Raw genomic sequence first — 21,202 nt, 5'->3', positions numbered from 1 at the left:
GAGCTGAGTTCTCGGGCATCTCCCTGCGAGGGCGTGTCACGAGTCGCCGGAGGGGCCCGGGATCGAGACGCCGGTCCGGACCGGGACGCCGAGGTTGGGCGAGCCGTCCGAGTTCCAGTTGATCTTCTGCGCCCGGGTGCTGCGGGTGGTGCCGCAGCCCTGGCCGGCGGAGGAGTTCGCGTGGTAGACGACCCAGGTCTCGGCGTTGTCGGGCGACCGGACGAAGGAGGCGTGGCCCGGGCCGTAGACGCCGTTGGCGTCGCTGCGCTGGAAGATGGGGGTGGACTTCTTCGTCCACGAGCGGGGCGACATCGGGTCGCCACCGGTCCAGGTCAGCATGCCGAGCTTGTAGTCGGGGGTCTGGCAGGAGCTCGCCGAGTACGTCAGGAACGTCCTGCCCGCGTTGTACACGGCGTACGGGCCCTCGTTGACCGCCCCGCCCTGCCGCTCCCACGACAGCGTGGGCGAGGAGATCCGCACCCCGTTCCGCGAGACCTGGGTCGGCGACGACATCGGGGCGATGAACAGCCCCTGCTCCCCGCCGCGGAACGCGGAGTAGACGAAGTGGTTCACGTATCCGTTGAACCGGACCACGCTGCCGTCGATCGCCCACCCGTTGCCGGGCTCCAGATTGAGGATCCCCCGGTAGGTGTACGGGCCCAGCGGATCCGTGCCGGAGCTCTCCAGCACGCCGGTCCGGCGCTCCCCCTGGCCGGGCGACGCCTCCGCGGAGAAGTACAGGTACCAGCGGTTGTTGATCCACTGCAGGTCGGGCGCCCACATCGTGCAGCAGCCCGGCCCCGGGGCCAGGGTGAACACCGTCTGCTCCGCCGCCGTCTTCAGGCCGGCCATGGTGGACGACCTGCGCATGACGATCCGCGAGGACCACGTCGTGGCCACGTAGTACCAGTTGCCGCCGCTGTGGACGATGGACGGGTCCGCGCTGTTGGGCGTGCCGACGAGGGGGTTGGTGAACGACGGGCCGGGCGCCGCGAGCGCCGGCGCGGGGGTGGCCGCGCCGAGCGCGGCCGTCAGCATGGTCGCGGCGGCGAGGACGAGCAGCCGCCGCGCTGTGCTCAGGCTCCTGCGCACGAACATCGGGGTTCCTTTCCGGGGGCTGCCGGTGGGTCAGACCTGGGTGCGGCTCCACTGCTGGTTGACGCCGCCGCCGCAGGCGTACTGCTGGATGTCGGCGCCGTCGCCGGTGCCGGAGCCGACGACGTCGAGGCACTTGCCGCTGTGCCGTGCGACGAGCCGGAAGTAGCCGCCGGCGGCCTGCCACTGCCATTGCTGGTTGGCGCCGCCGCCGCAGGTGTACTGGATGATGTTGGCTCCGTCGCCCGTCGAGCCGCTCGCCACGTCCAGGCACTTGCCGCTGTTGCGGTTGACGATGCGGAAGTAGCCGCCGCCGGCGTCCTGGAAGTCCCATTTCTGGTTGCCGCCGCCGTTCCAGGCCCACTGTTTGATCTCGGCGTTGTTCGCGGTGGAGGCGGACACGACGTCCATCACCTTGCCGCTGTTCCGGTTGGTCACGCGGTACGCCGGCGCCGGGCCGGGCACGTCGGCCACCGGCAGGATCGTGCCGTGGCGGCAGCCGGGGCAGGTGATCTGGCTCAGGCCCGACCAGGAGTTCAGGTCCGTGCTGATGGCGGTCCAGATGCCGCCGTTGGTGTACTTGTCGATCCAGACGCGCCAGGAGCCGTCGCCCATCCGCAGCACGGCCGGCCCCTCGTAGCCCGAGCTCCACAACCGGCCCTGGTCGCTCCACCCGCTGGTGAGGGTGGTGCTGGTCCAGTGCTCGATGTACTTGGAGGTCTCGTTCTTGGTGAACGCGTGGTACGTGCTCCCCGACTTCACCACGTACGTGTCGATGTGGTTGAAGCCGAGGCCGCCGAGCTGCGCCGGTCCGCTCCAGGAGGTCAGCGACGTGTTCTGGGCGGTGAAGACGTAGGGGCGGAAACAGTCGGAGCACGTCGTCTGGGCGATGCTCACGATGATCCGGACGGTGCCGCCCTCGACGTAGAACTCGGGCGCCCACGTGAAGCGCGTGTTGGCGATGCCGGAGTTCACGCTGGTCACGTGCGTCCAGTTGACCAGGTCGGGGCTGGAGGCGATGTTGAAGTAGGTCGAGTTCGTGGTCCATGACTGGACGGTGTGGGCGACGTAGTAGAGCCCGCCGTGCTGGATGACGCTGGGGTCGCGCAGCACTCCGGACGGGCCGCGGTAGCCGGTGTCGGCCAGCACGCCGAAGTTCGTGCCGTCGGCCGAGGAGTAGACCCAGAGCTCCTGGTCGGCGGCGGCGTCTCCCTTGAACGTGGTGTAGACGTAGCCGGGAGCGGCCTGTGCGGGAGCGGCGACGGCCACCGCGGTGGTGGCGACGGTGAGCGCCACGAGGCAGAGCCGGGCCAGCCATTTTTTCACGATGACCTGCGAGGTCGGTACGAGTGCGTCATGTCTCCGTCCATTCACCGATTAGCTGTTAGCGCTAACATTTGCGGCCGATCTGCGGGCGTGAGCCTTTGATCGTGGGTGGCGTGCCAAACGTGCGGCCCGTAATCAGGAGGAAGGCGGGTGGTTACGTCGGCGTCAAATCAGTGTGTGCACTCAGGCCGGGGCGGTCAATACCCATGATTGGTTTCACAGCCGCAGGCCGCGATAAGCCGAGCCTCCGGATCGTCCGAAAGGGCAGGTGGCAGGCGATGTCAGGGCCGGCGCCGCCGGGCTTCAGCGGCAGCGCGACCAGAAGCAACTCGCGGCGAAGTATTGACATCCGGGCCGCCAGCGTCAACGATCTGCGAAACACGCCGCAAACCTGCCTATCACCTTCAAGGCGGTGATGTTAACGTAAACATTGATCTTGTGATTCTTATAGGGGTGAGGGTCCGCCGCGCGTTCTGTTCGCCATTCCCGCAAAGAAGGGTGATAGCTGTGTTTCCGCTACGCTTACGCCACTCGATCGCCGCCGCCCTCCTCCTCGCCGTCGCCTTCGTCGGCCAGGCGACTCCGGCCCAGGCGGCTCCGGTGACCATCGCGAACGGCACCCAGTTCCGCGACACCAGCGGCAACGTGCTGCACGCCCACGGCGGCGGCGTCCTGCGCGACGGTGGTTATTACTACTGGTTCGGCGAGAACCGCAATCCCGACAACACCTTCCGCGCGGTCTCGGTCTACCGGTCCACGGACCTGAAGAACTGGGAATTCCGCAACGACGTCCTCACCCGGTCGTCCCATCCCGAGCTCGACGTCGCGAACATCGAGCGGCCGAAGGTCATCTACAACGGCTCCACCGGCAGATTCGTCATGTGGATGCACAAGGAGAACGGCTCGAACTACAGCGAGGCCCGCGCCGCCGTCGCCTCCTCCGCGACCGTGGACGGTGACTACACCTACCACGGCAGTTTCCGTCCGCTCGGGCAGCACATGTCGAGGGACATCACCCTCTACAACGACAACGGCACCGCCTACATGATCTCGGCCGCGGACGAGAACTACGACCTGCACATCTACCGGCTCACCGCCGATTATCTGAACGTCAGCACGCTGGTGGGCAATTTCTGGAACGACGCCCACCGGGAAGCCCCGGCCCTCTTCAAACGGGGAAACGTCTATTTCCTGCTGACGTCGGCGGCGACGGGCTGGAATCCGAACCAGGCACGCTACGCGACAGCGTCGAGCATCTCCGGGCCGTGGACCGGATGGACGAACGTCGGCGACGGCACCACGTTCGGCTCCCAGCCGACGTACGTGCTGCCGATCCAGGGCTCGTCCACCACGGGTTACCTCTACATGGGCGATCGCTGGGCCGGGGCGTGGGGCGGGCCGGTGAACGACTCCCAGTACGTCTGGCTGCCGATCACGTTCCCCTCCGCCACCAGCATGAGCCTGACCTGGTACCCCGAGATCACCGTCGACGCCGCCACCGGCGTCGTCTCCGGCGGCGGCTCCTCCCCGTACTACCGGATCACCGCGCGCGGCAGCGGAAAGGTGATGGACGTCGTCGGCGCGTCCACGGCGAACAACGCCGAGGTGAAGCAGTACCCGTGGAACGGCGGCGGGAACCAGAGATGGCAGTTCCAGGACACCGGCGGCGGCTACCACCGGCTGGTCAACCAGACCAGCGGCAAGTGCCTGGACGTCGCGAGCGCCTCGACCGCCGACGGGGCGAACGTCATCCAGTACACCTGCGGCGGCGGCGCCAACCAGCAGTGGCAGTGGGTGGCCACCGGCGGTTACTTCCAGCTCAGGGCCCGGCACAGCGGCAAGTGCCTGGACGTCGTCAACGCCTCCACCGCCGACGGGGCCGACATCCAGCAGTACGCGTGCGGCGCCGGCACCAACCAGCAGTGGTCCCGTACCCAGGTCTGACGCGAGCACCGGCCGCACCGGCCCGCATCGGCGAGAGGAATGCCATGACCAGACACGCACGCACCGTCCCGGGCCGGGTCGCGGCGCACCTGCTCGCGGTGTGCACGCTGCTGGCGGCGGCGCTGATCACCACACCCGCGCACGCGTCGAACCCGCTGGTGCACCGGTTCGCCGCCGATCCGTCCCTGCACGTCTACGGCAACCGCGCCTACGTGTACGCCACGGACGACGAGAGCAACAGCGGCACGTACTGGGACTCCAGCGCGTGGCGCGTGTACTCCTCGGCCGACCTGGTGAACTGGACCGACCACGGCGCGCCGTTCGCGGTCACCGGGTTCCGCTGGGCGACACGGTACGCGTGGGCGCCGTCGGCGGCGCAGCGGAACGGCTACTACTACCTGTACCTGCCGACCGACCGGACCAAGATCGGGGTGGCCCGCAGCACGTCACCCACCGGCGGGTTCAGCGATCCGCGCGGCACCCCGCTGATCGAGAAGGGGCGGGACGCCAACACCGGTGAGGAGCCCATCGACCCGGCGGCGTTCGTCGATGACGACGGGCAGGCGTACCTGTACTTCGGCGGCGCCCGCGCGCCGAAGGTGGTCCGGCTGAACGCGGACATGATCTCCACCACGGGCGCCGTCCAGAACGTGACGATCAACGGCGGCAGCGGCTTCGCCGAGGCCGGCTTCATGCACAAGCGGAACGGCGTCTACTACTTCTCCTACTCCACGGGCTGGCCCGGGCAGATCGCCTACGCCACGGCGAGCAGCCCGCTCGGCCCGTTCACCTACCGCGGCGTCATCCTCGACAGCGTCAACGTCAACACCAACCACCACGCGATCGCCGAGTACCAGGGCCGGTGGTACATCGCCTACCACCGCAACGCCCGCGCCGGGGGCGGCACGTACAAGCGGTCGCTCGCGATGGAGTACCTGTCCTACAACGCCGACGGCACGATCGGCCGGGTGACGCAGACGAGCGCCGGGGTCGGCACGCCGTCGATCGCCGCCAGCCGGCTGCAGTCGTACAACTTCCCCGACCGGTACGTCCGGCATGCCGACTACGACGTGCGGATCGACCCGAACGTGAGTCCGGCGGCGGACGCGCAGTGGCGGGTGGTGCCGGGCCTGGCCGACACGGGCGGCGCGTACGTGTCGTTCGAGGCGGCGAACTTCCCCGGCTACTACCTGCGGCACTGGAACTACGACCTCGTGCTGGCCAGGAACGACGGCAGCGCCACGTTCCGGGCGGACGCCACGTTCCGGCGGGTGGCCGGGCTGGCGGACGCGTCGGCGGCGTCGTTCCAGTCGTACAACTTCCCCGACCGCCACCTGCGCCACGCCGACTACCTGCTGCGCATCGACCCGATCAGCACCACGACCGACCGGGCCGACGCCACCTTCCGCGTCACCGGCTGACCTGGGGCGCTGGGGAAGGCTTTGCCTCCTGCGGAGAGACCGCGCGGTGCCGCTCCGCTAGCGTTGGAGGTGTTTCACGGGCCTCGTCGACGCCCGCTCAGCCGATATCTGCCATGGTTCTCATCGCGTCACTGGAGTGATTCCGATGTTCGAACGCCTGCTCGTGTCAGCCGCAGTGATGGCATCCGTACTCGCCGGTTCCGGTCTCGGCGTGGCCCACGCCGCCCGGACGACCACCACGTTCGCGGGGGACCCCATCCCGGTCCCTCCCGTTCCCGACGCACCGGACGATCCCTTCCCCGTGCCACCGGAGGACCGTGAGCGTGGCGACGGTGACCGCCGCGACGGTGACTACCGAAGGCGATAGCGATCACCGTACGGCCGCCTGGCGGGCACGGCGGGTCAGCTCCACCGTGTCCGCCAGCGACGTGCCGGCCAGGGTGACGGCCCGGGCGCCGGGGTTCGCGGCCCCGGCGATCCGGGCCAGCACGTGCCCGGGCGGCGTCTGGACGAACAGCGTCGTGCCGAGCTCGCCGAGCAGCGCGACGACGTCCCGCCAGCGCAGAGTGGCGGCGACCCCGCGGGCCAGGTCGTCGAGCACGGCGTCCGCGTCCAGGAGCGGACGGCCGGTACGGCCGCCGAAGCAGGTGACGGTGAGGGCCCGCCTCGGCACCGTGCCGAGGTGGGCCGCCATGGCGTCGGCGACTCCGGCGAGCAACGGGCAGTGCGACGGGACGCCGATGTCCAGGCGGCGCACCCGCCGCGCGCCGGCCCGCTCCGCCGCCTCGTCGAGGCGTTCCAGCGCGCGGTCGCTGCCGGCGGCCACGACCTGCTGGTCTTCGTCGATGACGGCCAGGTAGGCCGGGTCGTCGCCGGTCGTGACCGACTCGATCAGGGCGCGGGCCCTGGGCACGCCGAGCCCGAGCACGGCGGCCATGCCGTACCCCGACGGGTAGGCGTCGCGCATGAGCTCGGCGCGGTGGCGTACGGCCACGAGGGCTTCGGCGAAGGTGAGCACGCCGGCGGTGACGGCGGCGGGGAACGCGCCGGCGGAGTGGCCGGCCACGGCGTCGGGCTCGGCGCCTTCGGCGGCGAGCGCCCTGGTCGCGGCGACGCCGGCGACACAGAGCGCGACCTGCGTGGTCACGGTAGACGCCAGAGCCCGCGCGTCGTCCTGCCGGGACGAGCCGGGCAGGATGCGTTCGGCCTCGGCGAGGGTCGCGGCGACGGCCGGATGGCCGGGCAGGTCGTGCAGCATGCCGGGCCGCTGGGTGCCCTGGCCGGGGTAGAGGAAGGCGACCGTCATGCGCGCGCCGCCCAGGGGTCGTCGACCAGTTCGGGGCCGTACGCGGTGCGGGCCAGGACCGGGCCGCCGGTACGGGCCCACTCGGCCAGGGCGATCCCGCCGCGCGGGGTCTCCAGCTGGCAGTCGACCCTGCTGGGGAGGGCGGCGAAGGCGGTCACCAGCCGTGCGGCGGTGGCCGGCGGGAGCCGGTGCGGCGTGCGTACGAGCAGGTCGAGGTCGCTTTCCGGATGGGTGACCTGGTGCCCGGTGGCCAGCTCGAAACCCACGCTGCCGACCGGACCCCAGACGGCCTCGCGCCCCAGCTCCTCGGCCAGGCTCCGGCCGGCGGCGGCCAGGGTGTCGCGCAGCGCGGCGGACAGGTCGGGGCCGCGCGGCTGGTTCAGCTCCTCCGGGGGGACGCGGCGGGTCACCTCCCCCGCGGGTACGAAGGCGGCGTGGCGCTGGGACCGCCGTGGCCCGCGTACGCCGACGGGGATCAGGCCGGGCGGGTGCGGCGCCCGCCGGACGACGGCCCAGCCGCAGGCCGCCAGCGCCGCGGCGGCCCATCCGGGCAGTTCGGCCGGCCGCGCGCCGCCCGCGAGCCGTACCAGGTCGTGCGGGCGCGCCGTCATCCCCATTGCTTGGCGAGCTCCTCGTGGATGCGGCGCGAGGCCGCCCTGGTCTTCATGGCGCCGGGCGAGTTGAGGCGGTTGCTCAGGTCGCGGGGGCCCTTCCTGGCGCGTACGACGGCGGCGACCAGCGCGTTCCGTACCTTCGTGAGGTCCGCCCCGGTCGGCTCGCCGGCGTTCTCCACCGTCAGGAGTTCGTCGCACAGCCCGAGCTTCGCCCAGTCACCGACGTCGTACGACAGCGGCGGGAACCGCTTGGCCAGCTCGTCGAGCTCGGCCACCGTCCGCAGGGTCACCTTGGCCGCGGCCTGCTTGTGCATGGCGTGGATCACCACGCCCGGGTCGTCGAGGGCGAGGATCTGGTTCGCCTGCAGACCGTGCGCGAGCAGCCCGCCGGACAGGGCGTTGCCGACGATGAGCGAGAGGACCGGATGACCGGCCGTCCTGGCGGTGGCGTAGGCGTCCACGGCGGCGGCCAGCGCATGGTGGATGCCGAGCAGTTCCTCGACCCGCCCGTAGGCCTGGCTGGGCAGGTCGACCACGGCGACGATCGGGCGGCGGCGGCCGTCGGGCAGCCGCTCGTCCGCGGCGACCACCTCGGTCACCGCCTCGGCGATGGCGAGCCCTTCACGCAGTCCGACCTCGCCCGCGCGGGCGCGGTGAAAGGGGCTGTCCGGGTCCGGCACGACGGTGACGAGGCGGGCGGTGTCGTCGCCCAGCGTGCACCCGGCGGTGATCACGGACGGCACGACGTCGTGCACGGCCCCGTCCGCGAGCGCGTGCGTCCACTTCAGGCCGCGGCTCATCCCTGGTCTCCCTCCGATTGCGCGGGTCTCCCCCACACCGCCGCGAGCTCGGACGGCGCGGGCGGATGCGCGGGGTCCACGGCTTCCAGGCGGGCCCGCAGCTCGCCGATCCGCCGCGAGCGGTGCTCGGCGGGCACGCCCTGCCGCACGGCCCCGGCCACCGCGCTCCGCAGCGCGGTGACGTCGTCGAGGACCAGCGCGTCCGCCAGGCCAGTCCTGACGCGCTGCGTCCCGCCGTCGATCGACCAGATCAGCGGGTGGTCGGAGGCGTCGAACTCGGCGATCCCCGCCTCGGACTCGATCACCTCGGGTCCGTCGAGCCCGAGCCGGCTCTCCGCGGTCATGATCAGCGTCGTGCACAGTCCGGCGGCGATGCTCACACCGCCGAAGCAGCCCAGCGCCCCGGCGATGACGCCGACGACAGGTTGAAGGGCACGCAGCTCCAGCACGGCCGCGCACACTTCGGCCACGGTGGCCAGGCCCAGGTTCGCCTCCTGGAGGCGGACACCCCCGGTCTCCAGCAGCAGCACCGCGGCGGTCGGCGTGCCGGCGCGGCTGTCCCGGGCCGCCAGCGACAGCGCGGCGGCGATCTTGGCACCGGAGACCTCGCCGATGCCGCCGCCCTGGAAGGCCTGTTCGATGCCGATCACGACCACGCGCCGCCCGTCCAGCAGGCCCTTGACCACGACGACCCCGTCGTCCGCTTGGGGGACGACACCCTGCGGCTCCAGCCACGGTGACTCGATGCGGTCGAAGGGGCCGCACAGTTCGTCCGCCGTGCCCTCGTCCAGCAGCGCCTTCGCCCGCTCCCTGGCGTCCAGCTCGATGAAGCTGGTGCGGTCGAGCAACGACTCCCACTCGGTGACGGTCATGCCCTGCCCTCCTCGATGGCCTGGCGCAGGCGCAGGGTCACCACGCCCGGCGTGGCGCCGAAGTCGTTGAGCTCGAAGCTCGCGGCCACGCGGTGACGGGCGAAGAACCGCTCCAGCACCGTCCGCCACACCGTGTCGAACCCGTCGACGCTGGTACGCACCCGCACCCGGGCGTTACCGTTCGCGGGAGTCATCAGCACCTCCAGATCCCCCGAGCCCACCACCCCGACATGACTGCGCCGGGCGGCCGGGCGGTCGGCGGGGAACTCGTAGCTCAGCGTCCGCACGCGAGCACCTCCTGCTCCAGGCGTTCCGGCCACGGCACCCGGTCGAGGAAGAGCGCGGCGGCCAGCAGGTCGCCGCTTCCTCCCGGTGACAGGCGCCGCGCGCGGAGCGCGTCGTCCAGTTCCATGAGCGCGGCCCGGCCGGAGCCGGTGCCCGCGCCTCCCTCGTCCAGGACCCGCCGGGCGCCGTGCTGGACGGCCCGCAGGCCGCCGGGGCCGCCGCGATGCAGGACACAGGTGTCGTCGAGCAGGCTCATCACCGCCAGCAACGCGTCCAGCCGAGCCGAGTCCTCGCCGAGACCGGCCGCCCTGCCCGCCCACAGCCGCGGCAGCGCGACCCCGATGACGTGCGGAAAGGCGTTCTCCGCCTCTCTTCGGGCGCCGCCCGTCCCGTAGCGCCGCCGGGCCCGCTCGCCGTGGGACGGCTCCCCCGCCGGCACCCACCGGTCGGGCAGGGCGGCCAGCCGGGCCGCGTCCCCGGCGGCCGCGCGTTCGCCGGCCGCGCCGCCGGCGACGGCGGCGACCAGCAGCCCGAGCGACCACAGCGCCCCGCGATGGGTGTTGATCCCGCCGGTGGCCCGCAGCATCGCCCGGTCGCCCAGGCGGCCGATCACGCCCAGCCGCTCCCGCAGCCCGACGCCGGCGGGCGTACGTTCCGCGGCCTGGGCGATCATGCGGAACGCGGGGCGCAGCGCCTCGGCGGAGGCCAGCATGAGCGGCAGGTCCATGTCGTCGTGCGCGCCGCCGCCCCGGGCGTCGACCAGGCCGGGTTTGGGGCTCAGCCGGGCCTCCGCGCACAGCGACAGGACCGCCGCGTCGGCGAGCAGGGCCGCGGACGGACGGGCGTGCTCGATCACGGTCATCGGCGGATCACCAGGTCCGGAACCGGGCGGGCGGGTCGTACAGCCCGCCGGACCAGGCCACGAGATCCTCGACGCTGCGGGCCGCCAGCAGGGACCGTTTCGCCCGGCGTACGTCGACCTTGAGGTCTTCCGGCAGCGCGACCAGCCCGTCCCGGCGCAGTTCTCCGACCCGCCGCTCGTCGATCTCCTGGCCGATCGCGGTGGCGCCCGCGACGGCGGCCACCGCCTCGCGGCGCTCGGCCAGTGAAGAGGCCTTGTAGAGGTACGCCACGCCCTCCTCGGTCACCACGTGACTGACGTCGTCCCCGTAGATCATGATCGGCGGGATGGGCATGGACGCGTCCTTGCCCACCGGGACCGCGTCGAGCGTCTCCACGAACGCCGGATCGCCGCCCGAGCGGAACGTCTGGGTGATCTGCGCGACGAGCTTGCGTCCTCGCAGCGCCGGGGCCTGCCCGGTGAGCAGGCTCAGCCAGGCGGCGGAGGGGTGCCGGCGGCCGTGCGGGTCGTGCCCCATGTTGGGCGCTCCGCCGAAACCGCTCAGCCGGCCCTCGGTGACCGTCGAGGAGTTCGCGCTGCCGTCGATCTGCAGCGACGACCCGATGAACAGGTCCACGGCGTACTGGCCGGCGAGCTGGCACAGCACCCGGTTCGAGCGCAGCGAGCCGTCACGGCCGGTGAAGAACACGTCCGGCCGGGCGGCGACATAACGCTCCGTGCCCGGCTCTCCGCCGAAGCAGTGCACCGACTCGACCCAGCCGCTCTCGATGGCGGGGATGAGCGTCGGATGCGGGTTGAGCGCCCAGTGCCGGCAGATCTTCCCGCGCAACCCCAGCTCTTCGCCGTACGTGGGCAGGAGCAGCTCGATCGCCGCGGTGTCGTAGCCGATCCCGTGGTTCAGCGTGGTCACCCCGTGCCGCTCGTAGATGCCGCGCAGCGTCATCATCGCCATCAGGATCTCCACCTGGCCGATGTGGCGCGGATCGCGGGTGAACAGCGGCTCCAGCGCGAACGGCCGCGGGCTGCGCACGATCAGGTCCACCCAGTCGCCGGGGATGTCCACCCGGGGCACCTCGTCCACGATCTCGTTGACCTGGACCACGGTCACGCCGTCGGAGAAGGCCACCGCCTCGGCGATGGTCGGGGTGTCCTCGGTGCCGGGGCCGGTGAACAGGTTCCCGTCGCGGTCGGCCTGCTCGGCGCAGAGCAGCGCGACGTTCGGAATGAGGTCGACGAACATCCGCGCGTACAGCTCGACGTAGGTGTGGATCGCCCCGACCTCGACCTTGCCGTCGGCCAGCAACTGCGCCATGCGCACGCTCTGCGGCCCGGCGTAGGCGAAGTCGAGCCGGCGGGCCACCCCTCGCTCGAACACGTCGAGATGCTCTTTGAGACTGATCGAGGAGATCAGCAGGTGCAGGTCGTGCACGGCCTGCGGATCGCACCCGGCCAGCGCCTCGGCCAGGAAGTCCGCCTGCTTCTGGTTGTCGCCCTCCAGCGCCACCCGGTCCCCTGGACGCAGCAACGCCTCCAGCGCCGCGCCCATCCGCCCGGCGTCCAGCACCCGGCCGGAGACGAAGGGACGAACCCGCTCCAAGCGGTCCCGTTTCGCGGTCCGCCGCCGGGTCCAGTCCCGAGTGGCCACCTTGGTACGCGCCATCACCAGCCCCCATCCAGCGTTGACCCCGATGTGCTGCACGCAAACGGCGCGCGACTAACCCAACAGGTCCTAAAGCCCCGCCATGGAGGGCAGCAGGTGGTCAAAGCGGACACCGCGCCTGCTGCCCGCGTGGGGGGCCTGACGGTGTCAGGTCGTCGCGCTGGTGGAGCGGCGCAGGGTGAACCAGAAGGTCGGCACCGCGTTGGTGCCCGGTGTGACGTCGAGCAGGTCCCAGCCGGTGAACCTGGTGCTGAGCTCGTCGGCGGTGACGCCTGCCGCCCACGACGTGATCTCGGTGGTCGGGTTGCCGAGCGGCTCGGGGCCGTACCCGAACATCAGCAACCGCGCTCCGGGAGCGGCGCGGCGGGTGAGCCCGGCGGCGTAGGCGTCGCGGCGGTGCAGCGGGATCCCGCAGTAGCAGCTCAGGTCGAAGAACAGGTCGAACGGGCCCGGCGCGTCCAGTTCGTCGAGGCGGGTGGCGTCTCCGTGCAGCAGCCGTAGCGACATCCCCGCCTCCGCGGCCTTCTCCCTGGCCCGCTCGACGGCGCGGTCGATCAGGTCGACGGCCGTCACGTCCCAGCCGTGCCGGGCGAGGTACAGGGCGTTGGTGCCCGTGCCGCAGCCGAGTTCGAGGGCGCGGCCGGGCGGCAGGCTCCGCGGCCCCTCGGTCAGGGCGACCAGCTCGGGCGGCGTCACGCCGGTGTCCCACGGCGGCTTGCCGTCGCGGTAGAAGCCCTCCAGTGCGCGGTGGACGGTCTCCTCCTCCTGGTCGCGCGGTTCCGGCTGCTGGGTGGCGTCGGGGTGGTTCATCGTCTCCTCCAAGTATTTAGAGTCGAACTCTAGTTATTAACTCTAGAGATATACTCCCGGCATGGACACCGTCAAGCGGCCGGACAAGCGGGCCGAACGCTCACGCCGCACCCGGGAGAAGCTCGTGGAGGCGGCTCGCGAGCTGTTCATCGCGCAGGGGTACGGGGCGACGAGCCTGCAGGAGGTCGCGGACCGGGCGGGCGTGGCCGTACAGACGGTCTATTTCGTCTTCCGCAACAAACGCACGCTGTTCAAGGACGTCGTCGACACGTCCATCGCCGGAGACGCCGAACCGGTCGCCACCATGGACCGCGAGTGGTTCCGCGCCGCGTGCGCCGAGCCGACCGCCGCCAAGCAGGTGCGTGCGCACGTCCACGGCACCGGCGAGATCCTGGGCCGGGTCGCCCCGATCATGCCGCTGATCGCGTCCGCCGCGGCCACCGACCCGGAGATCGCCGCGCAGTGGCCGGACGGCCCCGACCCGCGTTACACCGTGCAGCACGCGGCGGCCGCGGCGCTGATCCGCAAGCCCGACGCCCGCCCCGGTCTCACCGTCGAGACGGCGGCGGATCTGCTGTTCGGGCTGCTCAGCCCGGAGCTCTACCTGATCTTCGTCCGCGACCGCGAGTGGTCACCGGACACGTGGGAGGACTGGGCTCGCACCACCTTGACCGCCCAGCTCTGCGCCGGCCCGATGGTGCCCGTGCCGCTGAGTCAGTGAAGCCGTCCGGTCCGGTGCAGGTGATCGAAGATGACCTGATCGACCGGGGAGACGCGGTCACGGTCGGCGTAGCTCAGCCAGACGATCTCCGCGATCTCGCTGCTGGGCGTCGGTACTCCGTGGTGGTCGGCGGTGTAGCAGGTCATCTGTACGGTGACGCCCTCGGCATGGCCGTGTGCCTGGGCCCGGTAGGTCCCGATGTGGGTGGCGGTGGCGGGGATGATGGCGATGGAGAGCTCTTCGTCGATCTCGCGGACGAGAGTGTCGAGGTCGGTCTCACCGGGTTCGCGCTTGCCGCCGGGGAGGTAGTACGCGTTCTTGCCCCGTGACCGGGTGCTGAGGATCTTGCCGTGGTCCAGCTCGATCCAGGCGATCTTGTCGATGACGCGGTTCACGGGGTGCTCCTGGGGTGGGGAGAGGGGCGGCCGGAGCGTCGCCTGTCACAGCCGATGGGGAAGGGTGAGCCACGGGTGCGACCCGCTCAGCCACGCCTCGTCGATCTCCCTGCCGGTGAGCCGACCGACCAGGGTGAGGGCTGAGGTGACGCAGGTGGCGAGGGGCGGGTGGTAACCGTTCAGCGACCATCCGTGGAAGTCGCCGAACGCCTCCGGCAGCGGTCGCTCATCGTCTTCGTCCCCCACCGAGTACCCGTTCTCCTCCATCCACTCCGACCATTCCGCGAAGGCCGGCCAAGCCGGCGGGAGCTCCGGATCCGTCTTCCAGCTCGTGTCGCCGATGTCGAACGCCAGGCCCTCGGCCAGCGGATCGAGGGCGTGCGGGGCGTTGCCGTACCGCTCGCCGGGAACCGTGACGCTGAACCAGGTGGTGTAGTACCCGTCCGACACATACTTGAGATCCCGCACGCCGTTCAGCCCCCATCCCACGCTGACCGCGCGCCCTCCCTGAGCCGACAGTTCGCTCAGGGCGCCGCTGCACGCGTAGCCCTGGAACTCGATGATCTGCAGCCAGTCGTCGGTCAGCCGGTCGGCCCAGATCACCGTCGCGTCGCCGACGTCGGACACCTCGCCCGCCAGCTCGTCCCTGTGGCGAGCTCGCCGGAAGTCCGCGCCCACGCGCTGCGCCAGCTCGTCCAGCTCCAGCCGGTCGACCCAGACCGCGCTGAACTCCGCGGCGAATCCGCATCTGTACAACCGGTGCCATAAGTGCTCCGACTGTCGCATTCCGCAATCCATCCTTCGCCTCTGTCGCGGCCGGTCCTCACCCTTTCATGATCCGGAGCTCGCCGTACGAGAGCCCGTGCGTTGGCTCAGCACTTCCCAGGCCTCGCTACCACCGCAGGGTCTGAACGGCCGCCGCGCAGAAGGACGCCGTGATGGAGTACGGCGGCACCAGGCGCTCGGGTCTCGGAGAGCAGCACGATCATGTCCGGCCCGGTGTCCTGGAACGCCGCCAGCTCAGCGAGCCACCACGCGCAGTTGCGGGCGACGACCCCCGCCGGGTAACGCCCCTCCGGGGTGCGGGGAAGATCGGTGCGCAGGTCCATCCACCGGTGGCCGAGCAGCGTGACGGCATCCGACACGGAACCGCCGACGGCGGGCCGGCCGGGACCGCGGGTGAGGAGTGCGGTGGCCAGGCCCGGCCATTCCTCCGGGTCCCAGACCGTATGGCCAGCCACCGCGAGGGCGTGCACGATCTGCGGAGCCCTGTCCGGTTGGTCGGGAACGCCTCCGGCGACACGACGGTGGGCTGCCCGCCGGGCTCCGGCTCATAGGGCCCCGAATCCGGGACGACCCCACGCGCGCGGGCCAGTCCTGGATCGACTCGACGTCACGGGGCCGGCCGGCTGGGCGAGGCGTCCATCACCCGCGTCACGATATAGGTCCCGGTTGCGCCGGCCGTACAGACGCGACCTGTTCACCCAAGCGACAGGCCGGTCACCACGCCGCAGCCGGTGATCGATGAGACCGCGGAAGACCCGCCGGTAGACGATCTCCAGAACCTCGATCCGCCGCGGTAACGGGCACCCGGGCCGGCGGGATTCCTCATCGTGGGTTTCCATGTGCGCACCAGCCTCCGGGTTGGACCGTTCCGTTTCACCCTCGGCCAGACCGGGATGGCGGTCTCGACCGCGGTCCCCGGCCTTCGAGCGAAGATGGGGCCTCGTGGTCACGTCGTGCGCATGGGACGCGGGACGGTCTCGTACCGCACCACCGCACCCGACCACGACGTGGTCATGCACGATGTCGTCAGCCTGGTGCCGGCCCAGCCGAGTGACATCGTGCGGCAGTTGCAGCGGGCCGCCGGCCGCCGGCGGTACTGGCCGTACGCCCTCGCCGCCGTGCTCGTCGCGGGGCTCGTGACAGGACGTTTCGGCCTGGTCGTCGTCGCCGTCGGGCTGCCGTGCGTGCTCTGGGTGGCGTTGTGCGATCGGGCGGCTCGCGCGGTGGTCGTCATGTACGACGTGACCGACGAGGCCGCCTGGCGCTTCGACCACCTCGTCAGGTCGATCACCGACCTCCATCGCGCCCACGGATTCTGGCTGATCACCGCGTCCGGGGCGATCACCAGCACCCACCAGTTCAAGGTGAACGCCGGCGCCTCCAGACTGCTGCACAGGGTGAACGCCTCGGCCCGGCTGACGGGACCACCAATCCTGGTCACCAACGTCGCCGTCCCGACCCTGACCGCGGGCAGCCTGTCGGTGCACTTCCTGCCCGACCGCGTCCTGATCCGCGACGGCCGCCACGTCGTCGATCTCGCCTACCAGCACCTTCACGCCGCCCTGGAACACGCCCGCTGCATCGAGGCGGGCCCGGTGCCGCCCGACGGTACGGTCGTGGACTCCACCTGGCGCTACGTCAACGTCAAAGGCGGCCCCGACCGCCGATTCAAGAACAACGCCCTCCTGCCCGTCCTCCACTACGGCCGGCTCACCCTCCGCAGCCACAGCGGTCCGCACCTCGTCTGGGACGCCTCGCAGATCCCGCTCGTCCACGCTGTGGCGAACGCACTCAACCAGTCCATCGCCGCGCGCCCACCGGTGATCCACTCCTGAGCGAGCAGCCCCCTCCCGGACGAAGGACATCGTCCCGGCGGTGCCGCCCCGCCATCCGCTACGGGCTAGTTCGCACGCTCGGTCGCCGAGCCGCGCACCAGGCGGGCGCCCAGTTCGGTCAGGACGTGGTAGACGCGGTTGCCCTGGCGGCAGGCGATGAGCAGTCCGGCGTCCTGGAGCGTTCTGGCGTGTTCGCTGGCCGAGGCCGGTGAGATGTGGATCCGGCGGGCGATGTCGGTGGTGGTGGCCGAGGCGTCCGCGACCGCGGTCAGTACGCTCGCCCGGGTGGCGCCCAGGAGCCTGGCCAGTGAGCGCGAGGGCCCGGCGGGGTCGTGGGCGAGCCATCCCGGGTCGTGGCCGATCGGGTAGACCAGGACCTGCGGGCCGTTGTGGTCCTTGAGTGTGGTGGGCGCGCGCCAGCAGTAGAAGGACGGGACCAGGATCAGGCCGCAGCCGTCAAGGTTAACGTCCCGGTCGGCGGGGTGGAGCGGCAGGGACAACACCGGGGGCTGCCAGATCGCGTACGGGCGCAGGGCGGTCAGCACAGCCTCGGCCCCGCCGCGCAGGAACTCCCGTGCCAGCCGGGCCTGCTCCGCCCGCACCGCCGCGTCGACCGAGCTCCAGTACGGTCCGACGGTGCGGCGGTGATAGCTCGTCAGCGCCGTGCCGAGCCGCCGGAGCGCGAGCGGCCGCCCGCTACGGAGGTCGGTCAGATCGGGCGTGGGACGGCCGGGCAGTTGCTCGATGTCGGCGCGCAGCAGCCGTGGCGGGGTGGCGAGCACCCTTTCGACGGCGGCGTCGAAGTCACCGGGGGCTCCGGGCGGGGTCAGGAAATCCGCTGAATATCCCCACGGCGGGGCGAGCGCGAACAGCAACCGCATGTCGGGAGAGAGCGACTGCCGTGCCCGCCGTCGCCATCCGCCGAATATCGGGGCGCCCTCGCTTTTGCCTAGAAGGTGAACGCTGAGCAGAACCTCCCACAAAGGATCGGGTGCCGGAGCCACCCGAACCCGGGCCAGGTCTTCCCCGGAAAGATGGATGCGTAAGGCCATCGACGTGTTACCCCCCGTGACAATGGCGCCTCATGTGCCGACCTCGGTGTTTCGGCGCCCCCCGAAACACGATGCCCTGCGGCCGTGGTCTCGTCCAGCCTGTTCCCCAGGACGTATAGGCCGAGATGGCTGATCGGGCGAGCGAGGAATCGTCCGCCGCTGCTTCCAGCAGCCGATCTCAACTAAAGGAGAAATGCCATCGACGGCACGGCTTCGCCACCACCTTTCGGCCGCTCGACAACTCAGAAAGGGTGAACATGCATCTGCGCAGATTATTCTTCGTCGTTCTGGCGGCGATCAGTTGCCTGCTGACCTCCGCCGTCGGCCCCGCCTTCGCCGACCCCGCTCCGGCAGGAACGCCGGCCACGCGGTCCGGCTCGGAGCCACCGGATCGCGTGCCCGTGACGGAGCCTCAGAAAGCCGACCTGACCGCGGCGGGGTTCGTACCGGCGGATGTCGCGCTGGCGGCGCCGGCCCCGCTGCCCGGGGCATCCGCGGTCTTCGGCCCTTACTACTGGTTCAGCGGCTGGGCCACATTCCGCTACCAGATGTGCCTTGACGCGGACAAGTGGGTCACCGGCAACGGGGCCAAGGTGCAGCTGTGGGAATGCAACGGCCTGCCGCAGCAGTCGTGGTGGATGCACAAACTGGGGAACAGCAACAAGTATCTCATCCAGAACGCTTTGACCGGCATGATCCTGGACGGGCATCTGCCGTGCGTCTACACCAACGGCTGCCAGGTGCAGATGTGGCAGCACGTGCCGGGTAATCTCAACCAGGTATGGTTCTTCTGGCAGAACACCAGAAATGGCCGCTATTTCTTCGAGCTGGAAGCCGGCGGGAAGTATCTGGACGTGGACAGCAACACTCCGCGCGGGGTCAGCGGTGCGAAGGTCCAGCTGTGGCAATCCATGTGTTGCGCTCCTGACAATCAGGAATGGTATTAGGAACGGCGTTCACGAGTGGGGCCTGCCGGTAGGTTCGGCGGTGCGGTGCCGTACGGACGAGGGGACGACGGCTCTGAGCGCGGGCCAGGCCAGCACGGCCAAGACGGCGGCCAGGGAGGCCACGGCCAGCATGGCGCCCGGCAGCCCGGCGGTCTGCGCCCAGTAGCCCACGTACACCGGCCCGGCGAGGAAGCCGACATAGGCCAAGGTGGACACGACCGAGGTGGCGGCACCGCGGGCGGCGGCGGGGACGTTGGCGGTGGCCAGGCCGAGCACGGTGGGGAAGAGCACTGCGGTGCCCACGGCGGCGAGGGCCAGCCCGAGCAGCGCCGGCGGGAGGTACGTGGTGAGGGCGAGCAGGGACGTCCCCGCCGCCGAGATCGCCGCGCCGGCGGTGAGCACGATCCAGGCGGGCAGGGTCTTCACCGCGCTGATCGCGAAGCGGGTGAGCGCGACGGCGAGCGCGAAGACCGCGGGGCCGGCGCCGATCAGCGCGGGTCCGGCGTGCACGGCGTCGGCGAGGTAGACGGCGCTCCAGCTCTGGTGCGCGTTCTCCACGGCGAATCCGAGCGCGCCGAGCCCGCCCGCGACGAACAGGAGCGGCAGGTGAGCGCGCAGACTCGGCCGGCCGTGCGCGGTTGAGGAGGTGCGGGCAGGGTGGGCTTGCGGGCGAGCGTCATCGTGACGGCGCGGATCAGGTGCCGTGTGTGCGAGATCGTGGCGGGCAGCCGAAGCTTGTGCGCGGGCGGGATCGTGACGGGTCGGGTCAGTCCGCGTCCTGGCGCGGGTGACGATGGCGGTGCTCGCGGTGCCGGCGGCGAGCAGGACCATCAGGTACGGCACCACCACGGGCAGGCCGGTGGCGTTCAGCAGGCCGGTGGCGAGGCTCGCCGCGACCACGGCGAGGGAGAAGACGCCGTGCGCCCGGGTGATGACCGGACGGCCGGTGGCGCGTTCCGCGGCGCCGGCCGCCGCGTTGATCGCCACGTCCGCAGCGCCGGACGACGCGCCCAGCAGCGTCAGCCCCGCACACAGGGCAGCCAGGCCGTGGGCGGTGAGGGCCACGGTGATGCCGGCGATGCCGAGCGCCGTGAGGGTGATCGCCGTGACGCGGTGACCCCACCGGTCCACGGCGCGGCCCGCGAGCGGCATGGCGGGCAACGCACCTGCGGCGATGAACAGCAGCGCCGTTCCGAGCTGCCCGTCGGTCAGCCCGGCCTGGTCGCGGATGGCGGGCACGGACGCGCCCCACGCGCCCCAGAACGCGCCGAAGACGGCGAAGGGCGCGTACGGCACCCAGGCCCCGAGCCGATCTCTCGCTTGTGTATCGGTACACATGCTGTTTAACGATACACAGGTTAGAGTGGGGCATGGCCAAAGACCCCTCTCGGCTCCGGCCGACCATGGCGGAGGTGGCCCGTGCGGCGAAGGTCTCGGTGATGACCGTCTCCTACACCTACGCCCAGCCCGATCGCGTCGCCGAACCCACCCGGGCCAGGGTCCGCGAGGCCGCCGCCCGGCTGGGATATCCGGGTCCTCATCCGGGGGCCCGCTCGCTGCGCCGGGGACGGACCGGCAGCCTCGGGGTGGTGCTGGGCGAGCACCTCACCTACGCCTTCGAGGATCCCCAGGCCACCCGGTTCCTGGCCGGGGTCGCCGAGGTCTGCGCCGGTCACGGCCTGGGGCTCACGATCGTGCCCATCACCGGGGCGCCGTCCGACACGGACCGGGTCGCCGAGGCCGCGGTGGACGGGTTCGTCGTCTGGACGACCAGCGACGACGACCCCGTGCTGCCGGCGGTGGCAGCCACCGGCCTCCCCGTCGCCGTGCACGGCGGGCCGCACCACGGGGATCTGCCGTTCGTGGCCATCGACAACCGCGCCGCGGCCCGCGCCGTCGCCACCGAGGCCTTCGCCGGCGCGCGGCGGCCGATGGTGCTCAGCTTCCCACTCGATCGCGCCCGTACGCCGGGGATCCGCGGCGGGCTGGATCCGGCCGAGGCCACGTTCCGCGTGACCCGGGAACGCCTGCGCGGAGTCCGCGACGCCTGGGAGGCGGGCGGCGGGCGATGGCCGCGGGTGCGGGTCGCGGTGTGCGCACGCAACAGCGCGAGCGAGGCCGACGCCCTGGCCACGGCATTCTTGACGGGGCCGGACGCGCCTGACGCCGTCATGGCCATGAGCGACGAGCTCGCCCTGGGCCTGCTGCGCGCGGCCGCCCGCGCCGGTCTCACCGTCCCCGGCGATCTCGCCGTCACCGGCTGGGACGGCACCGACGCGGCCGCCGCCGCCGGACTGACCACCGTCGCGCAGAACCTGCGCGCCCAGGGCGCCCGCTGCGCGCGGCTGGCCCTGGGCGAGGAGGCGGCGGCCGACACCGAACCGGTCGAGTGGCGCCTGGTCGTGCGCGAGTCCACCCGGCGATGACCGCGATCGGGCACGCGCTCCGCGCGGGGTGGCCGTGCCCGCGGA

Annotated in this window: 21 protein-coding genes; 6 read left to right on the top strand and 15 right to left on the bottom strand. The window is 71.5% G+C overall.

Features of this window, described 5'->3' with window-relative positions:
• Positions 1-36 precede the first annotated feature (36 nt).
• Together B0I32_RS21315 and B0I32_RS58875 are read right to left on the bottom strand one after the other, a co-directional pair.
• Entirely contained in the window at positions 37-1,098 is a 1,062-nt protein-coding gene (locus B0I32_RS21315) for a glycoside hydrolase family 43 protein (protein WP_106242064.1), read from the bottom strand.
• A gap of 30 nt (positions 1,099-1,128) precedes the next feature.
• A complete protein-coding gene (locus tag B0I32_RS58875) occupies positions 1,129-2,421 on the bottom strand; it encodes an RICIN domain-containing protein (protein ID WP_219911929.1) in 1,293 nt (430 codons plus the stop codon).
• A 507-nt stretch (positions 2,422-2,928) separates the two neighbouring features.
• On the opposite strand from B0I32_RS58875, the gene B0I32_RS21300 reads away from it, so the two are divergent.
• Together B0I32_RS21300 and B0I32_RS21295 are read left to right on the top strand one after the other, a co-directional pair.
• Positions 2,929-4,365 (top strand): RICIN domain-containing protein, encoded by a 1,437-nt coding sequence (locus B0I32_RS21300; protein ID WP_181307627.1) that lies wholly within the window; start codon positions 2,929-2,931, stop codon positions 4,363-4,365.
• A 44-nt stretch (positions 4,366-4,409) separates the two neighbouring features.
• Positions 4,410-5,786, top strand: coding sequence for an AbfB domain-containing protein (locus B0I32_RS21295; protein ID WP_106242059.1), 1,377 nt, complete (start codon positions 4,410-4,412; stop codon positions 5,784-5,786).
• Positions 5,787-6,156: 370 nt separating this feature from the next.
• Here B0I32_RS21295 and B0I32_RS21285 read toward each other — a convergent pair whose 3' ends face one another.
• The 8 genes from B0I32_RS21285 to B0I32_RS21250 form a co-directional block, all read right to left on the bottom strand.
• Entirely contained in the window at positions 6,157-7,092 is a 936-nt protein-coding gene (locus B0I32_RS21285) for an ACP S-malonyltransferase (protein ID WP_106242055.1), read from the bottom strand.
• Positions 7,089-7,709, bottom strand: coding sequence for a malonate decarboxylase holo-ACP synthase (locus B0I32_RS21280; RefSeq protein WP_106242052.1), 621 nt, complete (start codon positions 7,707-7,709; stop codon positions 7,089-7,091). The genes B0I32_RS21285 and B0I32_RS21280 overlap by 4 nt, the downstream gene beginning before the upstream one ends.
• Positions 7,700-8,506: a biotin-independent malonate decarboxylase subunit gamma gene (gene mdcE, locus B0I32_RS21275; RefSeq protein WP_106242049.1), complete on the bottom strand. Its 807-nt coding sequence runs from the start codon at positions 8,504-8,506 to the stop codon at positions 7,700-7,702. The genes B0I32_RS21280 and mdcE overlap by 10 nt, the downstream gene beginning before the upstream one ends.
• Positions 8,503-9,378 carry a biotin-independent malonate decarboxylase subunit beta gene (locus B0I32_RS21270; protein ID WP_106242046.1) on the bottom strand — a complete coding sequence of 292 codons (876 nt, stop codon included), beginning with the start codon at positions 9,376-9,378 and terminating at the stop codon, positions 8,503-8,505. The genes mdcE and B0I32_RS21270 overlap by 4 nt, the downstream gene beginning before the upstream one ends.
• Positions 9,375-9,665 (bottom strand): malonate decarboxylase subunit delta, encoded by a 291-nt coding sequence (locus B0I32_RS21265; protein WP_106242044.1) that lies wholly within the window; start codon positions 9,663-9,665, stop codon positions 9,375-9,377. Before B0I32_RS21265 ends, B0I32_RS21270 begins: the two co-directional genes overlap by 4 nt.
• On the bottom strand, positions 9,653-10,525 hold the full coding sequence (locus B0I32_RS21260; protein ID WP_106242041.1) for a triphosphoribosyl-dephospho-CoA synthase: 873 nt from the start codon (positions 10,523-10,525) through the stop codon (positions 9,653-9,655). The genes B0I32_RS21265 and B0I32_RS21260 overlap by 13 nt, the downstream gene beginning before the upstream one ends.
• Before the next feature lie 7 nt (positions 10,526-10,532).
• Positions 10,533-12,185, bottom strand: a complete 1,653-nt coding sequence (mdcA, locus tag B0I32_RS21255; RefSeq protein ID WP_106242038.1) for a malonate decarboxylase subunit alpha — start codon at positions 12,183-12,185, stop codon at positions 10,533-10,535.
• A gap of 147 nt (positions 12,186-12,332) precedes the next feature.
• Positions 12,333-12,995, bottom strand: a complete 663-nt coding sequence (locus B0I32_RS21250) for a class I SAM-dependent methyltransferase (RefSeq protein ID WP_106242036.1) — start codon at positions 12,993-12,995, stop codon at positions 12,333-12,335.
• A 61-nt stretch (positions 12,996-13,056) separates the two neighbouring features.
• Between B0I32_RS21250 and B0I32_RS21245 the strand changes: the two genes are divergently transcribed.
• A complete protein-coding gene (locus B0I32_RS21245) occupies positions 13,057-13,716 on the top strand; it encodes a TetR/AcrR family transcriptional regulator (protein ID WP_106242033.1) in 660 nt (219 codons plus the stop codon).
• Here the strand turns inward: B0I32_RS21245 and B0I32_RS21240 are convergent.
• The 3 genes from B0I32_RS21240 to B0I32_RS21230 all read right to left on the bottom strand — a co-directional run bounded on the left by B0I32_RS21240 (position 13,710) and on the right by B0I32_RS21230 (position 15,352).
• A complete protein-coding gene (locus tag B0I32_RS21240) occupies positions 13,710-14,111 on the bottom strand; it encodes an NUDIX hydrolase (RefSeq protein WP_106242030.1) in 402 nt (133 codons plus the stop codon). The genes B0I32_RS21245 and B0I32_RS21240 overlap by 7 nt on opposite strands.
• A 45-nt stretch (positions 14,112-14,156) precedes the next feature.
• A complete protein-coding gene (locus B0I32_RS21235) occupies positions 14,157-14,897 on the bottom strand; it encodes a DUF6461 domain-containing protein (RefSeq protein ID WP_146178257.1) in 741 nt (246 codons plus the stop codon).
• An 86-nt stretch (positions 14,898-14,983) separates the two neighbouring features.
• Positions 14,984-15,352: a hypothetical protein gene (locus B0I32_RS21230; RefSeq protein ID WP_146178256.1), complete on the bottom strand. Its 369-nt coding sequence runs from the start codon at positions 15,350-15,352 to the stop codon at positions 14,984-14,986.
• Positions 15,353-15,856: 504 nt separating this feature from the next.
• On the opposite strand from B0I32_RS21230, the gene B0I32_RS21225 reads away from it, so the two are divergent.
• Entirely contained in the window at positions 15,857-16,732 is an 876-nt protein-coding gene (locus B0I32_RS21225; RefSeq protein ID WP_106242022.1) for a hypothetical protein, read from the top strand.
• Positions 16,733-16,797: 65 nt separating this feature from the next.
• Here the strand turns inward: B0I32_RS21225 and B0I32_RS21220 are convergent, their stop codons facing one another.
• On the bottom strand, positions 16,798-17,613 hold the full coding sequence (locus B0I32_RS21220) for a winged helix-turn-helix domain-containing protein (RefSeq protein ID WP_181307625.1): 816 nt from the start codon (positions 17,611-17,613) through the stop codon (positions 16,798-16,800).
• A gap of 428 nt (positions 17,614-18,041) precedes the next feature.
• On the opposite strand from B0I32_RS21220, the gene B0I32_RS21215 reads away from it, so the two are divergent.
• Positions 18,042-18,731: an RICIN domain-containing protein gene (locus tag B0I32_RS21215; protein WP_181307623.1), complete on the top strand. Its 690-nt coding sequence runs from the start codon at positions 18,042-18,044 to the stop codon at positions 18,729-18,731.
• A 9-nt stretch (positions 18,732-18,740) separates the two neighbouring features.
• On the opposite strand, the gene B0I32_RS21210 is transcribed toward B0I32_RS21215, so the two are convergent.
• Positions 18,741-20,069, bottom strand: a complete 1,329-nt coding sequence (locus tag B0I32_RS21210) for an MFS transporter (RefSeq protein ID WP_245955945.1) — start codon at positions 20,067-20,069, stop codon at positions 18,741-18,743.
• A 74-nt stretch (positions 20,070-20,143) separates the two neighbouring features.
• Between B0I32_RS21210 and B0I32_RS21205 the strand changes: the two genes are divergently transcribed.
• Positions 20,144-21,157 carry a LacI family DNA-binding transcriptional regulator gene (locus B0I32_RS21205; RefSeq protein ID WP_245955944.1) on the top strand — a complete coding sequence of 338 codons (1,014 nt, stop codon included), beginning with the start codon at positions 20,144-20,146 and terminating at the stop codon, positions 21,155-21,157.
• The last annotated feature ends 45 nt before the right edge of the window (positions 21,158-21,202 follow it).

The sequence above is a fragment of the Nonomuraea fuscirosea genome (assembly GCF_003001935.1).
GTDB classification, from domain to species: Bacteria; Actinomycetota; Actinomycetes; order Streptosporangiales; family Streptosporangiaceae; genus Nonomuraea; species Nonomuraea fuscirosea.
The sequence above is the reverse complement of the archived record's forward strand: the minus strand, read 5'-3'. Positions and strand labels throughout refer to the sequence as shown.

Bases quoted from the DNA above. Each gene is read 5' to 3' on its own strand.
- B0I32_RS21315 (WP_106242064.1), bottom strand. From the start codon at position 1,098: ATGTTCGTGCGCAGGAGCCTGAGCACAGCGCGGCGGCTGCTCGTCCTC.
- mdcA (WP_106242038.1), bottom strand. From the start codon at position 12,185: ATGGCGCGTACCAAGGTGGCCACTCGGGACTGGACCCGGCGGCGGACC.
- B0I32_RS21270 (WP_106242046.1), bottom strand. From the start codon at position 9,378: ATGACCGTCACCGAGTGGGAGTCGTTGCTCGACCGCACCAGCTTCATC.
- B0I32_RS21295 (WP_106242059.1), top strand. From the start codon at position 4,410: ATGACCAGACACGCACGCACCGTCCCGGGCCGGGTCGCGGCGCACCTG.
- B0I32_RS21235 (WP_146178257.1), bottom strand. From the start codon at position 14,897: ATGCGACAGTCGGAGCACTTATGGCACCGGTTGTACAGATGCGGATTC.
- mdcE (WP_106242049.1), bottom strand. From the start codon at position 8,506: ATGAGCCGCGGCCTGAAGTGGACGCACGCGCTCGCGGACGGGGCCGTG.
- B0I32_RS21285 (WP_106242055.1), bottom strand. From the start codon at position 7,092: ATGACGGTCGCCTTCCTCTACCCCGGCCAGGGCACCCAGCGGCCCGGC.
- B0I32_RS21220 (WP_181307625.1), bottom strand. From the start codon at position 17,613: ATGCGGTTGCTGTTCGCGCTCGCCCCGCCGTGGGGATATTCAGCGGAT.
- B0I32_RS21245 (WP_106242033.1), top strand. From the start codon at position 13,057: ATGGACACCGTCAAGCGGCCGGACAAGCGGGCCGAACGCTCACGCCGC.
- B0I32_RS21210 (WP_245955945.1), bottom strand. From the start codon at position 20,069: ATGTGTACCGATACACAAGCGAGAGATCGGCTCGGGGCCTGGGTGCCG.
- B0I32_RS21215 (WP_181307623.1), top strand. From the start codon at position 18,042: ATGCATCTGCGCAGATTATTCTTCGTCGTTCTGGCGGCGATCAGTTGC.
- B0I32_RS21250 (WP_106242036.1), bottom strand. From the start codon at position 12,995: ATGAACCACCCCGACGCCACCCAGCAGCCGGAACCGCGCGACCAGGAG.
- B0I32_RS21260 (WP_106242041.1), bottom strand. From the start codon at position 10,525: ATGACCGTGATCGAGCACGCCCGTCCGTCCGCGGCCCTGCTCGCCGAC.
- B0I32_RS21225 (WP_106242022.1), top strand. From the start codon at position 15,857: ATGGGACGCGGGACGGTCTCGTACCGCACCACCGCACCCGACCACGAC.
- B0I32_RS21280 (WP_106242052.1), bottom strand. From the start codon at position 7,709: ATGGGGATGACGGCGCGCCCGCACGACCTGGTACGGCTCGCGGGCGGC.